This is a genomic window from uncultured Castellaniella sp. (assembly GCF_937988725.1).
Classification (GTDB): Bacteria; Pseudomonadota; Gammaproteobacteria; order Burkholderiales; family Burkholderiaceae_B; genus Castellaniella.
In genome coordinates this window covers 975,270-989,210 of record NZ_CALKHS010000010.1, presented here as the reverse complement: position 1 = coordinate 989,210, position 13,941 = coordinate 975,270, and the positions used below count along the sequence as shown (strand labels likewise).

Sequence of the window (13,941 nt, the reverse complement as noted above, 5' to 3'; positions counted from 1 at the left end):
ATGTCAGTACACCCCTTGGGCCAGCATGGCGTCGGCGACCTTGACGAAGCCGGCGATGTTGGCGCCGTTCAGGTAGTTGACCTTGCCGTCGTGGCTGCCGTAGCGCACGCAGTTCTGGTGGATGTCGCGCATGATGGCATGCAGCTTGGCATCGACCTCGTCGCGCGTCCAGTGCAGCCGCTGGGCGTTCTGGCTCATTTCCAGGCCCGAGACCGCCACGCCGCCGGCATTGCTGGCCTTGCCCGGCGCGTACAGGACGCCGGCCGAGATGAAGGCCTCGATGGCTTCGATGCTGGAAGGCATGTTGGCGCCTTCGGCCACGCAGCGCACGCCGTTGGCGATCAGGGTGCGGGCGTCTTCGATCTCCAGTTCGTTCTGGGTGGCGCAGGGCAGGGCCACGTCCACCGGCACGTGCCAGGGCCGCTTGCCGGCTTCGAAGGTCAGGCCGAATTCCTTGGCGTATTCCTCGATGCAGCCGCGCGTCTCGTTCTTCAGCTTGCTCAGGGCGGCCAGTTTTTCGGGGGTGAAGCCGGCCGGGTCGACGATGCAGCCGCGCGAATCGGAGACCGTGACCACGCGGGCGCCCAGCTGCATGCATTTCTCGATGGCGTACTGGGCGACGTTGCCCGAGCCCGAGACCGAGACCGTGTAGCCTTCCAGGGACTGGCCGGCGTGCTTGAGCATTTCTTCCGCGAAATAGACCGTGCCGTAGCCGGTGGCTTCGGGGCGGATCAGGCTGCCGCCGAAGGTCGGGTTCTTGCCGGTGAAGACGCAGCCGCTCTGGTTGGACAGCTTTTTCATCATGCCGGCCATGAAGCCGACTTCGCGGGCGCCCACGCCGATGTCGCCGGCGGGCACGTCGGTGTCCGGACCCAGGTGGCGATAGAGTTCGATCATCAGGGCCTGGCAGAAGCGCATGACTTCGGCGTCGGACTTGCCCTTGGGGTCGAAGTCGGAACCGCCTTTGCCGCTGCCCATGGGCAGGGTGGTCAGGGCGTTCTTGAAGGTCTGCTCGAAGGCCAGGAATTTCAGGATCGACAGGTTCACCGAGGGGTGGAAGCGCATGCCGCCTTTATAGGGGCCGATGGCTGAGCTGTGCTGGATCCGGAAGCCGCGGTTGACGCGGGTGCGGCCGGTGTCGTCCATCCAGCAGATCCGGAACTGCAGGGCGCGCTCGGGTTCGACGATGCGTTCGAGCAGCGCCTGGCTGGCGTAGCGCGGGTTTTGCTGGATGAAGGGCCACAGGCTGTGCATGACTTCTTTGACGGCCTGCATGAATTCAGGTTGATGAGGGTCGCGTGCCTGCAGCTGGGATAGAAATTGATCGACGGAAGGAAGACTCATGTAAGGTGCTCGCTTATTTCTTCATCATGTCAAAAAATTCGGCGTTGTTTTTGGTGGCCCGGATTTTGTCCAGGATGAATTCCATGGCATCGATCTCATCCATGTCATGGATGAATTTGCGCAAGACCCAGACCTTTTGTAAAAGTTCGGGCTTGATCAGGAGCTCTTCGCGACGCGTGCCGGATTTGTTCAGATTGATGGCCGGATAGATGCGCTTTTCGGCCAATCGCCGTTCCAGGTGCACTTCGGAATTCCCGGTGCCCTTGAATTCTTCGTAAATGACTTCGTCCATGCGGCTGCCGGTCTCGATCAGGGCCGTGCCGATGATGGTGAGCGAGCCGCCTTCTTCCAGGTTGCGGGCGGCGCCGAAAAAGCGCTTCGGGCGCTGCAGGGCGTTGGCGTCCACGCCGCCGGTCAGGACCTTGCCGGAAGCCGGCACCACCGTGTTGTAGGCGCGCGCCAGGCGGGTGATGGAGTCCAGCAGGATCACCACGTCCTTTTTCAGTTCGACCAGGCGCTTGGCCTTTTCGATCACCATCTCGGCGACCTGCACGTGGCGGGTGGCGGGCTCGTCGAAGGTCGAGGCCACGACTTCGCCGCGCACGGTGCGCTGCATTTCCGTGACTTCTTCAGGGCGCTCGTCGACCAGCAGCACGATCATGACGGCGTCGGGATAGTTGGTGGTGATGGCATGCGCGATGTGCTGCATGATCACGGTCTTGCCGGACTTCGGGCTGGCGACGACCAGCGCGCGCTGGCCCTTGCCGATCGGCGCGAAGATGTCCAGGATGCGCCCGGTGATGTTTTCCTTGCTCTTGATGTCGCGTTCCAGCACCATCGGCTCGTCGGGGTGCAGCGGCGTCAGGTTCTCGAACATGATCCGGTGCTTGATGGCTTCCGGCGCGACGTCGTTGACCTTGTCGACCTTGACCAGCGCGAAGTAGCGTTCGCCGTCCTTCGGGACGCGGACCTCGCCTTCGATCGAATCGCCCGTATGCAGGTTGAAGCGGCGGATCTGCGACGGCGAGATGTAGATGTCGTCGGTGCTGGCCAGGTAGGACGTGTCGGGCGAACGCAGAAAGCCGAACCCGTCGGGCAGGACTTCCAGGACCCCGTCGCCGAAGATCTGTTCGCCCTGCTTGGCGCGCCGTTTCATGATGGCAAACATCAGTTCCTGCTTGCGCAGCCGGTTGGCGTTGTCGATGTCGAGTTCGGCAGCCATTTCCAGCAGCTGCGACACGTGCAGCGCTTTGAGTTCGTTCAGGTGCATGGGAAAGGGAGAGAAGAAGGAATCGGTGGATCATGCGCGGGCCCGGGCGGGCCCTGCGCACGTCACTGTGGATGACGGAAAGGAATCAGAGAGATTCGTCGAGGAAAGCCTGAAGCTGGGCGCGGGACAGGGCGCCGACCTTCGTGGTGGCGATCTTGCCGTCCTTGAACAGCATCAGGGTGGGAATGCCGCGAATGCCGTATTTGGCGGCGCTGTCGGGGTTTTCGTCCACGTTCAGTTTGGCGATGGTGACGCGGCCCTGATATTTGGCGGCGGCTTCGTCGAGCAGCGGGGCCACCATTTTGCAGGGGCCGCACCATTCGGCCCAGTAATCGACCAGGACAGGCAATTCGGATTGGAGCACGTCGGCCTGGAAGGACGCATCGCTTACGTGCTTGATGGAGTCGCTCATAGTGCGGTTAGTGTGCGCAAATGCTAGGAAAGGGAAGGCAGGGGGCCGGATGAAATGCCGTCGCGCAGCGGGGCGCGTTGGGCCCGATGTCGCTAAGCATACCATTATCTTCGTAAAATGGTGGCCTTTTTGATTGCCAATAACGGACACCACAGTGAGCACAGCACGCTACGACGAGTCTTCGATTCGCGTCCTGAAAGGGCTGGAACCGGTACGCCAGCGCCCGGGGATGTACACGCGCACCGATAATCCGCTGCACATCATCCAGGAAGTCATCGACAACGCGGCCGACGAGGCCCTGGCCGGATTCGGGCGCCGCATCGCGGTCACGCTGCACGCCGACGGCAGCCTGTCGGTGGAAGACGACGGGCGCGGCATTCCCGTGGGAGAACATCCCGAGGAACACGCGCCCGTGGTGGAACTGGTCTTCACCCGCCTGCATGCGGGCGGCAAGTTCAACAAGGCCGATGGCGGCGCCTACGCCTTTTCCGGCGGCCTGCACGGCGTGGGGGTGTCGGTCACCAATGCCCTGTCCACCCGGCTGGAAGTCACGGTCTGGCGCGACGGCGGCGAATACCGCATCGTGTTCGCCGACGGCAACGTCGTCGAACCCCTGACGCAGGTGGGCACGGTGGGCAAGCGCCGTTCCGGCACCCGCGTGCGGGCCTGGCCCGACGCCCGGTATTTCGACCATGCCCAGGTCCCGCTGGGCGACCTGGAACATGCGCTGCGCAGCAAGGCGGTCCTGCTGCCGGGCACGCGCGTCACCCTGATGACCGAAAAGACCGGCCAGCAGCGCGAATGGCACTACGAGGACGGCCTGAAGGGGTATCTGACCGAAGCCCTGGGCGGCACCCCCGCGCTGGTGCCCCTGTTCGCCGGCCAGCAATACGCGGCCGACGACGATGAGCAATACGCCCTGGGCGAGGGCGCCCAGTGGGTGGTGGCCTGGACCGATGAGGGCGCGGTGGTGCGCGAATCCTACGTCAACCTGATCGCCACCACGGCGGGCGGCACGCACGAATCGGGCCTGCGCGAGGGCCTGTTCAATGCGGTGAAGTCCTTCGCCGAACTGCACAATCTGCTGCCCAAGGGCATCCGCCTGCTGCCGGAGGACGTGTTCGCGCGCGCCAGCTTCATCCTTTCGGCCAAGGTCCTGGATCCGCAGTTCCAGGGCCAGATCAAGGAACGCCTGAACAGCCGCGACGCCGTGCGGCTGGTCGGCGGGTTCCTGCGCAACGCCCTGGAATTGTGGCTGCATGCCAATGTGGAATACGGCAAGCGCCTGGCCGAACTGGCGATCGGCCAGGCCCAGGCCCGCAGCCGCGCCGCCCGCAAGGTCGAAAAGCGCAAGGGCTCGGGCGTGGCCGTGCTGCCCGGCAAGCTGACCGATTGCGAATCCTCGGACGCCAGTCGCACGGAAGTCTTCCTGGTCGAGGGCGACTCGGCCGGCGGCTCGGCCAAGATGGGGCGCGACAAGGAATTCCAGGCCATCCTGCCCCTGCGCGGCAAGATCCTGAACGCCTGGGAAGTGGAGCGCGACCGCCTGTTCGCCAACAATGAAATCCACGACATTTCGGTGGCCATCGGGGTGGACCCGCACGCCGCCGGCCAGGACGTGGACCTGTCGGGCCTGCGCTACGGCCGCATCTGCATCCTGTCGGACGCCGACGTCGACGGCGCCCACATCCAGGTCCTGCTGCTGACGCTGTTCCTGCGCCATTTCCCGCGCCTGATCGAAGAGGGCCACGTCTACATCGCCCGGCCGCCGCTGTTCCGGGTGGACGTGCCGGCGGCGGGCAAGCGTCCGGCCCGCAAGCTCTATTGCCTGGATCAGGTCGAACTGGACGCCGTGCAGGAAAAGCTGCGCGGCGAAGGCCTGCGCGAGGGCGCCTGGCGCATCAGCCGCTTCAAGGGCCTGGGCGAGATGAACGCCGAGCAGCTGTGGGACACGACGCTGAACCCGGACACCCGCCGGCTGGCGCAGGTGCGCCATGGCGACGAGGGGCTGAAGGCGTCGGAGCGCATGTTCGACATGCTGATGGCGCGCGGCGAGTCCAACCAGCGGCGCACCTGGCTGGAAGAAAAAGGCAATCTGGCCGAAGTGGACGTTTGAGGAATGACGATGGATGCCAATACCCCCGATCTGCTGATGGCAGGGGATGACGAAAGCCTGGTGCTGGGGCGTTATGCCGAACAGGCCTATCTGGACTACGCCGTGTCGGTGGTGCGCGGCCGCGCCCTGCCGGAAGTGTCGGACGGGCAGAAGCCCGTGCAGCGGCGCATTCTGTATGCCATGGACGCCATGGGCCTGGGGCCGCAGTCGCGCCCGGTGAAATCCGCCCGCGTCGTGGGCGACGTGCTGGGCAAGTACCACCCGCACGGCGACCAGGCCGCCTATGACGCCATGGTGCGCATGGCGCAGGACTTCGTGCTGCGCTACCCGCTGATCGACGGCCAGGGCAACTTCGGTTCGCGCGACGGCGACAACGCCGCCGCCATGCGCTACACCGAAGCCCGGCTGACGCCGTTTTCCCGGCTGCTGCTCGACGAGCTGGACGAGGGCACGGTGGATTTCACCCCCAATTACGACGGCAGCCAGCAGGAGCCGGTCTGCCTGCCTGCCCGCCTGCCCATCATGCTGCTGAACGGGGCTTCGGGCATCGCGGTGGGCATGGCGACGGAAATCCCGTCCCACAACCTGCGCGAGGTCGCCCGGGCCTGCGTGGCGCTGCTGCGCAAGCCGACGCTCTCCGACGCCGAGGTGCATGCGCTGATTCCGGGGCCGGATTTTCCGGGCGGCGGGCAGATCATTTCGTCCCCGGAGGACATCGCGCAGATCTACGCCAGCGGCCGCGGCACGCTGAAGGCCCGCGCCCGCTGGCACTTCGAGGACCTGGCGCGCGGGCAGTGGCAGCTGGTCGTCACCGAACTGCCGCCGGGCGCTTCGTCCCAGAAGATCCTGGAAACCATCGAGGAACTGACCAATCCCAAGCCGCGCGCGGGCAAGAAATCGCTGTCGGCCGACCAGCAGCAGGCCAAGGCGCTGGTGCTGGGGCTGCTGGACGCCGTGCGCGACGAGTCGGGCAAGCAGGCGCCCGTGCGCCTGGTGTTCGAGCCGAAATCCCGCAGCATCGACCGCGACGAATTCGTCAATCTGCTGCTGGTGCGCACCGGCCTGGAAGGCAATGTGCCGCTGAACCTGGTGTGCATCGACACGGACGGCCGGCCCGGCCAGCGCAGCCTGCGCCAGGTGCTGGAATCCTGGCTGGCCTTCCGCGCGCAGACGGTGACCCGGCGCACGCGCCACCGCCTGGACAAGGTGCTGGATCGCATCCACATCCTGGAAGGGCGCAGCGTCGTCTACCTGAACGTGGACGAGGTCATCCGCACGATCCGCGAGGCGGACGACCCCCGGGCGGCGCTGATGGAGCGCTTCTCGCTGTCCGAGCGCCAGGCCGACGACATCCTGGAAATGCGGCTGCGGCAGCTGGCCCGCCTGGAAGGCATCCGCATCGAGCAGGAACTGGCCAAGAAGCGCGAGGAGCAGCAGGAACTGCAGCACCTGCTGGACAATCCCGACGCTTTCAAGCGCCTGATGATCCGCGAGATCGAAGCGGACGCCAAGCAGTATGGCGACGATCGCCGCACCCTGATCGAAGCCGCCGACCGCGCCGTGCTGGAAACCCAGGTGCCCGACGAGCCCGTCACGGTCATCATGTCGCAGAAAGGCTGGCTGCGGGCGCGCCAGGGGCATGGACACGACGTGGGGCAATTCGGCTTCAAGACGGGCGACAGCCTGTACGACGCCGTGGAATGCCGCAGCACCCAGGAACTGACGGCCTTGTCCAACACCGGGCGCAGCTACAGCGTGGCGGTGTCCAGCCTGCCGTCGGCGCGCGGCGACGGGCAGCCGGTCACGTCCATGCTGACCCTGGAGCCCGGCAGCCGCATCGTCCACATGTGGGTGGCGCAGCCCGATCAGCGCCTGCTGCTGGGCACGGCCTCGGGCTATGGCTTCGTGGCGGCGGGCGGCGACCTGTCCACCCGCCAGCACGCGGGCAAGCAGTTCGTCACGGTGGACAAGGGCGACGCGCTGCTCAAGCCCCTGTTGCTGAAACCGGACGATCAGGCCCTGGCCCTGTTCAGCCACAAGGGCAAGTTCCTGGTCGTGGCGCTGGATGAGCTGAAGACCCTGTCGGGCGGCGGACGCGGCACCATCCTGATGGGGCTGGACGACGACGACCGCCTAGCGCAATGGGCCGCCGTGGGGCCGGCCGGGGTCGTGCTGCGCGGCGTCTACCGCGCCCGGGACACCGAGCTGACCCTGTCGCTGGACGACCTGGCCGCGTATACGGGGCGCCGCGCCCGCAAGGGCAAGCTGCTGGACGTGAAAATCAAGCAGCCCAGCCTGTGGCCGGGGGCGGGGAATTAGAGAGCCTGATGGCGGCGGACCCGGAGGCGCCCTTCACGGGGCTGTCTTGGGTCGGAGCCGCCATTGGCCTGCGCGCGCGGGGCTAAAATGACGGTTTGCCCACGTTTCTGGAATCCGTCATGAGTTTCAAGGTCTCGGTACAGCCTGCTGGTCGGGATTTCACGGTCGAGCCCGGACAGACCATCCTGGATGCCGCCCTGGCGGCCGGCATGATCCTGCCCTACAGCTGCCGCAACGGCACGTGCTCCACCTGCCGCGGGCGGGTGGTGTCGGGCAGCTACGACGCCGGACCCGCCCCGGACCGGATCCTGGACCCGGCCGACCGGGCGCAGGGCTATACGCTGCTGTGCCAGGCGCGTCCTTCCTCCGATGTGGTGATCGAGGCCGACGAGGTCCGCATGAGCGGCGACATCGTCGTGCGCAAGATGCCGGTGCGCGTCCAGGCCTTGAACTCGCTGGCGGCCGACGTGGTCGAACTGACCCTGCAGCTGCCTTCGGCCGAACCCTTCCGCTTCCAGCCCGGCCAGTACCTGGAGTTCCTGTTCAAGGACGGCCGGCGGCGCAGCTACTCCATGGCCTGCGCCCAGGCGCAGGACCACCGGGTCCAGCTGCATGTGCGCCACATGCCGGGGGGGCTGTTCACCGACCGGATCTTCGGCGCCGGCGACGAGCCCTTGAAGGTCCGCGACATCCTGCGCATCGAAGGTCCGCTGGGGTCGTTCTTCCTGCGCGACGACGACCGGCCCATCCTCTTCCTGGCCAGCGGCACGGGCTTCGCCCCGATCAAGGCCATGATCGAGGGCATGCTGATGCGCGGCGACCGGCGCCCGGCCGTGCTGTACTGGGGCGGCCGGCGGCCCGCCGATCTGTACCAGGCCGACCTGGCGCGGGCCTGGCAGGATCAGCGGCCGGAATTCCGCTTCGTGCCGGTGGTGTCGGATGCGCTGCCCGAAGACGCCTGGACCGGCCGCAGCGGCTGGGTCCACCAGGCCGTCATGGCCGATTTCCCGGATCTGTCCGGCCATCAGGTCTATGCCTGCGGCGCTCCGGCCATGGTCGAGGCCGCCCGCCACGATTTCGTGCGCCAGTGCGGCTTGCCGTCCCAACTGTTCTACGCCGACGCGTTCACGTCCGAGGCGGACCGGGCCGAGGTCCAGGCATGAAGATCGCGGTGTTCGGCGCGGGCATCATCGGGGTGTCCAGCGCCTGGTGGCTGGCGCGCGCGGGCCATGAAGTCGAAGTCATCGACCGCCGCGCGGGGGCGGCCCTGGAAACCAGCCGCGCCAACGGCGGGCAGATTTCCGTCTGCTATGCGGAACCCTGGGCCAGCGTCCATACCCTGAAGAAAGTCCTGCGCTGGATCGGCCGGGCTGACGCGCCGCTGCGCGTCAGCCTGCGCCTGGACCCCCGCCAGTGGCTGTGGTGCGCCCGCTATCTGTACGAATGCCGCGCCCCGCGGTTCGCCGCCAATCTGCGGGCCATGGTGGCCCTGGCCCAGTACAGCCGCGCCACGCTGCGCGAACTGCGGGCCGAACTGGGCATCGACTACGATCACCTGGAACGCGGCATCCTGGCGTTCTACCGCGACCCGCGGGAATTCGAGCATGCGCGGGCCAGCGCCGCCCTGATGCGCGAACTGGGGGTGGACCGCCGGATCGTGGACGCCGCCGAGGTCCTGCGCATCGAACCCGCGCTGGCGGCGGCGCGCGATCCCATCGTGGGCGGGGACTTCACGGCGGACGACGAATCCGGCGACGTCCATCTGTTCACGCGGGCGCTGGCCGAACGCGCGAGGGACGCCGGCGTCGCCTTCCGCTTCAATACGCGGGTCAGCCGCCTGGTACCGGTCGACGGCCGCATTTCCGTGGCCGAACTGATCGAACCCGACGGCTTCTTCCGGTCCCTGCATGCCGACGCCTACGTCGTGGCCCTGGGCAGCTTCAGTCCGATGCTGCTGGCGCCGCTGGGGATATCCTGCCCCGTCTGGCCGGCCAAGGGCTATTCCGCCACGTTCCGCCTGCGCGACCCGGCCGCCGCGCCCGTGGTCAGCCTGGTCGACCAGGAGGCCAAGATCGTCACGTCGCGACTGGGCGATCACCTGCGCGTGGCGGGGACGGCGGAAATCGGCGGCTATTCGCGCGCCCTGGATACGGGCCGTTGCAATCAGCTCGCGCAGCACGCGCGATCCCTGTTCCCAAGCGCCCTCGATTTTGATAATGTTCAGTTCTGGTCCGGCCTGCGTCCGACGACACCCTCCAACGTGCCGTTGATCGGGCGTTCGCGCATCCGCAATCTGTATCTGAATACGGGGCACGGCAGCCTGGGCTGGACCATGGGAGCAGGCTCCGGCAGGGTTCTGGCCGATCTGGTATCAGGGCGCACGCCCGACATTCGATTTCCTTTTTTGGACTGATTCATGATGAATTTCCCCTTTGGTTCCGGCGCCCGTCGTCCGGGGTATCGTGCTGCCTGCGTGCTGGCGGCGGCCGTCGTGGCGACGCCCGTCTGGGCGGCCACCGACGTGCCGGTGTGGATCAGCCTGGACGGGCATAACGCCGACGTGTTCCAGTCGCTGGTCAAGGCCTACAACCGCAGCCAGTCCGACGTGCAGGTCAAGGTCCGCACCTTCGACACGCCCGAAGCCCTGAACCAGGCGCTGGACGCCGCCGCCAAGTCCAAGTCCCTGCCGGCCCTGGCGCAGATCGGCGACAGCCACACGCTGGAAGACATTTCCCAGCGTTCCTACGTGCAGCCCCTGTACACCCTGGAAAAGACCGGCCCGCTGAAGAACGTGCGCTGGTTCGTGTCCTCCGACAACGCCTTCGTCCACGACGCCAAGGGCCGCCTGATGGCCTTCCCGGCGATGCTGGAAGTGCCGGTCATGTACTACAACCAGGACGCCTTCAAGAAAGCGGGCCTGGTGCCGGCCGCGCCGCAGCGCACCTGGATGGACCTGCAGGGCCAGTTGGTCAGCCTGGCCAACAAGGGCTCGCGCAAGTGCCCGCTGACGTCCGATCTGCCGGTGTCGATCAACCTGGAAAACCTGGCGGCGGTCAACAACCAGCTGTACGCCAGCGCCGACAACGGCCTGAAGGCCAAGGGCCTGCCCAGCTTTTCCTTCGACGTCACCTACGTGCGCCACCTGTCGCTGATGATCAGCTGGGTGCGCTCCGAAATCATGGTGCGCCCGGACGCCGGCATGCGTTCCGTCAGCCGCTTCGCCCAGGGCGAATGCGCGGTGATGATGTCCAGCTCCGGCCACATCGGCGAATTCAACGGCCAGCGCAAGCTGCACTACGCCGTGTCCGGCCTGCCGTACTATCCGGAAGTCACCAAGGTTCCCGGCAACCCCTTCGTCAGCGGCGCGGGGCTGTGGGTCATGAAGTCGCCCAAGCCCGTGACCGACGCCACGGTGGCCTTCCTGGGCTGGATGACCCAGCCCGAACAGGCGGCCGACTGGTACCAGAAGACCGGTTATCTGCCCCTGACCCAGGCGGCCTTCGACACCACGCCTCCCGGCTACTACAAGGACCTGGGCCAGTGGCGCAATCTGGTGGCCGTGTATGCGGGGCGTTCCGCCGTCACCGGGCAGGGTTTCCGCATCCACAACTACCCGGCGATCCGCACCCGCTTCCAGCAGATCCTGAACTCCGCCCTGGACGGCAAGGAGCCGGCCGTGACGGCCCTGAACACGGCCTCGGCGGAAGGCAACCGGCTGGCGCGCCAGCGTTAGGATCGCTGCCGGGACGTTTTTATCCGTTCGTACTTCCCAGTCTGGCGGCGCTTCGTCCGCCAGGCCACCATAGGCGCCTGATTCCCTGAATCCGGCGCTTTTTTTGGGCCTGCCGCATCCAGGGGGATTCTTGGAGAAGCGGCATGGTCAGGATTCTGGGAATGGTGGGGCTGGTGCTGGGCCTGGCGGGCTGCGTCGCGACCGATGCCGGGGGCGGGTGGCGCGCATGGGCGGGCCTGGCGCCGTCGTCGGGGCGCTATCACTTCGACTGGCGGCTGTCCGGGGATGCCGACCTGGCGCCCTTGCAGGTCTTCGACGACGGGCGCGAGACCTGGTTGCAGTATCCGGCGGGCCAGCCCGTTCCCGCGCTGTTCGCGCGGTCCGCGGCGGGGGATCGCCTGCTGCGGGCGCGGCGCGAGGGCGACTACCTGGTGCTGCGCGGGGTGCCGAACCATCTGCTGATGCGAGGCGGCCTGCTGCAGGCCGAGGCCCGGCGGGGGGCGGATGGCGCATCTGGCGATGCGGCGGATGATGCTGGCGCCGGGGTTTCGGGCGCCGAAGCCGCGCCGGTGGATTTTCCACGCCTGGATCCGGCGGCTTTGGCGGGCCCGGCCGCCGGATCCGCGTTTGCCGGAACGGGGCGGCGGCCGCCTGCGGGGGCGCCGGCCCGGCCGGGCGCTCCCGCTTCGGCCCCGGCCCTCGCCACCAGCGCGGCGGGCATTCCGGCCCGGGCCGGGCTCCCGGTTCACGTTGCCCCTTCGGCGCACACCGCGCCGGTTTCCGGGGCCAAGCTCCCGGGGTCAGCCGAAACCCCGGAGGCCGCCGCGCGCCGGCGGCCAGCCAAACCCGCTGTCCCGGTGCCGTCTTCCTTCGAGGTCACCCCGGCTGACGGCAATGTGCGCCGGGCGCTGGCCCGCTGGGCGGGCCTGGCCGGCTGGACGTTTGAGGCCGAACACTGGGCGGTGGACGTGGACATCCCGCTGGCCGGCTCGGCCGTGTTCGACGACGTGTTCCGTCCGGCGGTCCGCAGCCTGCTGGCCGCCACGGAACTGGGCGATCGGCCGGTGCAGCCCTGTTTCTACGCCAACCGGGTCTTGAGAGTGGTGCCGCTGGCGCAGCGCTGCGATCGCACCCAGGCGCCGGGGGGCGAATCATGAGCCCGCGCCTGATGGCCGGGCTGCTGGCGGCGTCCGTGGCGCTGTCGGGCTGCGCCTTGCAGGAACGCCTGCGCCAGGCGGCGCAGCATTACAGTCAGACGGACCAGGCGGTCGTGCGGGGGCACGAACGCTTCGCACGGTCCCTGGGCGACGCCGAGCAGCGCCGGGCGGCCCAGGAGATCGACAAACCCTGGGTGGCCGGGCGGGCGCAGCCGCTGGCCCGAGAATTGTCCCTGCCGCCCGCCTTGCGGGCCCAGGTGCGCACCACGCTGTTGTTCGCCGATGGCACCGATGACCTGCGGCGGATCGCCCGACGGATATCCGCTGTCACGGGCATCCCGGTGAATGTCCGCCCGGACGCCTTGCTGCCGTCCTGGCATTTTCTGCCCCGGCTGGCCGGCGCCGCCGGGCCGCTGGCGCCGCGCGAAGATGCAGAACAGCCCTTCGATCTGGCGGCCGCCCCGGCGCCTCTACCGCAGATTCTGGACCGTCTGTGCGCCCATCTGGGCGTGCGCTGGCGCCATGTCCAGGGCCGCATCGAATTCTTTCGCACCGATACACGGGTCTTCAACGTGCGCGCCCTCACGCTGGATGCCCGGGCGCAGGCCTCGCTGGGCCTGGGGTCGCGCCAGGCCGACGGCGGCTTCATCAGCACGTCCAGCACCCGCTTGCAGAGCGGCGACCAGGATGTGATGAAGACCGTGCGGGCCCGCATCGAACCCTTCCTGTCGCGCGCCGGCCTGCTGGTGGCCGAGCCCGGCGCGGGCGCATCCGTCGTGGTCACCGACATCCCGGACGTGCTGGATCGCATCGCCGCCTATCTGGATCAGGAAAACCGGGCCTTGACCCGGCGCGTCCGCCTGGTCTTCGAAGAGCTGACGGTCGCCCTGAACGAGCAGGCGCAGGCCAGCCTGGACTGGAACCTGGTGTTCTCCGGCGCCGGCCTGGCCGCCGGCCTGGCGGTGCCCGCCCTGGCGACTGGACCGGTCGGCCGGCTGGGCATCGGCGTGACCCGGGGCGCCATGACGGGCAGCGAGGCGGTGATCCAGGCGCTGGGGGAATCCGTGCGCCTGGTGCGTCGCAGCAGCGTGCCCATGCTCACCCTCAACCGCAGGCCGGTCACGCATGCGGTGCGCACCACGTTTTCCTATATCGACAGGGTGGAAACCACGCCCCTGTCCGGGGCCAATGGCCTGGCCGTGCCGGCGGTCTCCGTGAACCAGAAGGAAGAAACCGTCGGGTCCCTGCTGACCCTGGTGCCCGATGCCCAGGAGGACGGCCAGATCCTGCTGTCGCTGGCCTACGACAATACGGTGGCGCAGCCGCTGAAGACCGTGACCTTCGGCGGCCGGGACAATCCCCTGCAGCTGCAGCAACTGACGGTCGAAGGCAATGGGACCGTGCAGCAGCTGGCGCTGCAGCCCGGCCAGCCCCTGGTGGTGTCGGGCTTCGACCGGCAGCAGTCCGAGGCCGGCGAACGGCGCCTGAATCCCGGGCTGCCGGCCATCCTGGGGGGCGGGGACCGGCTCCAGTCGCAGCGCCTGGCCACCGTGCTCATCATCACGGCCCAGGTCGAAGAAGGGCTGTGAA

At 67.7% G+C, this 13,941-nt stretch carries 10 protein-coding genes; 7 read left to right on the top strand and 3 right to left on the bottom strand.

The window, feature by feature from the left end:
• Window positions 1–3: 3 nt before the first annotated feature.
• The 3 genes from gdhA to trxA all read right to left on the bottom strand — a co-directional run bounded on the left by gdhA (window position 4) and on the right by trxA (window position 3,026).
• Window positions 4–1,344 carry an NADP-specific glutamate dehydrogenase gene (gdhA, locus tag Q0263_RS15195; protein WP_298017920.1) on the bottom strand — a complete coding sequence of 447 codons (1,341 nt, stop codon included), beginning with the start codon at window positions 1,342–1,344 and terminating at the stop codon, window positions 4–6.
• Window positions 1,345–1,357: 13 nt separating this feature from the next.
• The gene (gene rho / locus Q0263_RS15190) at window positions 1,358–2,614 is read right to left on the bottom strand and encodes a transcription termination factor Rho (protein WP_298017917.1); all 1,257 of its coding nucleotides are present in this window, start codon (window positions 2,612–2,614) and stop codon (window positions 1,358–1,360) included.
• Between the two features lie 85 nt (window positions 2,615–2,699).
• The gene (gene trxA, locus Q0263_RS15185; protein WP_298017915.1) at window positions 2,700–3,026 is read right to left on the bottom strand and encodes a thioredoxin TrxA; all 327 of its coding nucleotides are present in this window, start codon (window positions 3,024–3,026) and stop codon (window positions 2,700–2,702) included.
• Window positions 3,027–3,180: 154 nt separating this feature from the next.
• On the opposite strand from trxA, the gene Q0263_RS15180 reads away from it, so the two are divergent.
• From Q0263_RS15180 to Q0263_RS15150, 7 genes are all read left to right on the top strand, one after another.
• A complete protein-coding gene (locus tag Q0263_RS15180; protein ID WP_298017913.1) occupies window positions 3,181–5,142 on the top strand; it encodes a DNA topoisomerase IV subunit B in 1,962 nt (653 codons plus the stop codon).
• A 3-nt stretch (window positions 5,143–5,145) separates the two neighbouring features.
• Window positions 5,146–7,461 carry a DNA topoisomerase IV subunit A gene (parC, locus tag Q0263_RS15175; protein WP_298017910.1) on the top strand — a complete coding sequence of 772 codons (2,316 nt, stop codon included), beginning with the start codon at window positions 5,146–5,148 and terminating at the stop codon, window positions 7,459–7,461.
• 119 nt (window positions 7,462–7,580) lie between these two features.
• Entirely contained in the window at window positions 7,581–8,624 is a 1,044-nt protein-coding gene (locus tag Q0263_RS15170) for a CDP-6-deoxy-delta-3,4-glucoseen reductase (protein ID WP_298017908.1), read from the top strand.
• Complete coding sequence (locus tag Q0263_RS15165; RefSeq protein ID WP_298017905.1) at window positions 8,621–9,874, top strand: D-amino acid dehydrogenase; 1,254 nt, start codon at window positions 8,621–8,623, stop codon at window positions 9,872–9,874. Before Q0263_RS15170 ends, Q0263_RS15165 begins: the two co-directional genes overlap by 4 nt.
• A 3-nt stretch (window positions 9,875–9,877) precedes the next feature.
• Entirely contained in the window at window positions 9,878–11,194 is a 1,317-nt protein-coding gene (locus Q0263_RS15160) for an extracellular solute-binding protein (RefSeq protein ID WP_298017902.1), read from the top strand.
• 143 nt (window positions 11,195–11,337) lie between these two features.
• Window positions 11,338–12,351 carry a TcpQ domain-containing protein gene (locus Q0263_RS15155; protein ID WP_298017900.1) on the top strand — a complete coding sequence of 338 codons (1,014 nt, stop codon included), beginning with the start codon at window positions 11,338–11,340 and terminating at the stop codon, window positions 12,349–12,351.
• Window positions 12,348–13,940: a hypothetical protein gene (locus Q0263_RS15150; protein WP_298017899.1), complete on the top strand. Its 1,593-nt coding sequence runs from the start codon at window positions 12,348–12,350 to the stop codon at window positions 13,938–13,940. The genes Q0263_RS15155 and Q0263_RS15150 overlap by 4 nt, the downstream gene beginning before the upstream one ends.
• Window position 13,941 lies beyond the last annotated feature (1 nt).

Excerpts from the sequence above, each read along its gene's own strand:
- Q0263_RS15170 (WP_298017908.1), top strand. The coding sequence starts at position 7,581 with ATGAGTTTCAAGGTCTCGGTACAGCCTGCTGGTCGGGATTTCACGGTC.
- Q0263_RS15160 (WP_298017902.1), top strand. The coding sequence starts at position 9,878 with ATGATGAATTTCCCCTTTGGTTCCGGCGCCCGTCGTCCGGGGTATCGT.
- rho (WP_298017917.1), bottom strand. The coding sequence starts at position 2,614 with ATGCACCTGAACGAACTCAAAGCGCTGCACGTGTCGCAGCTGCTGGAA.
- Q0263_RS15165 (WP_298017905.1), top strand. The coding sequence starts at position 8,621 with ATGAAGATCGCGGTGTTCGGCGCGGGCATCATCGGGGTGTCCAGCGCC.
- gdhA (WP_298017920.1), bottom strand. The coding sequence starts at position 1,344 with ATGAGTCTTCCTTCCGTCGATCAATTTCTATCCCAGCTGCAGGCACGC.
- Q0263_RS15150 (WP_298017899.1), top strand. The coding sequence starts at position 12,348 with ATGAGCCCGCGCCTGATGGCCGGGCTGCTGGCGGCGTCCGTGGCGCTG.
- parC (WP_298017910.1), top strand. The coding sequence starts at position 5,146 with ATGACGATGGATGCCAATACCCCCGATCTGCTGATGGCAGGGGATGAC.
- Q0263_RS15155 (WP_298017900.1), top strand. The coding sequence starts at position 11,338 with ATGGTCAGGATTCTGGGAATGGTGGGGCTGGTGCTGGGCCTGGCGGGC.
- trxA (WP_298017915.1), bottom strand. The coding sequence starts at position 3,026 with ATGAGCGACTCCATCAAGCACGTAAGCGATGCGTCCTTCCAGGCCGAC.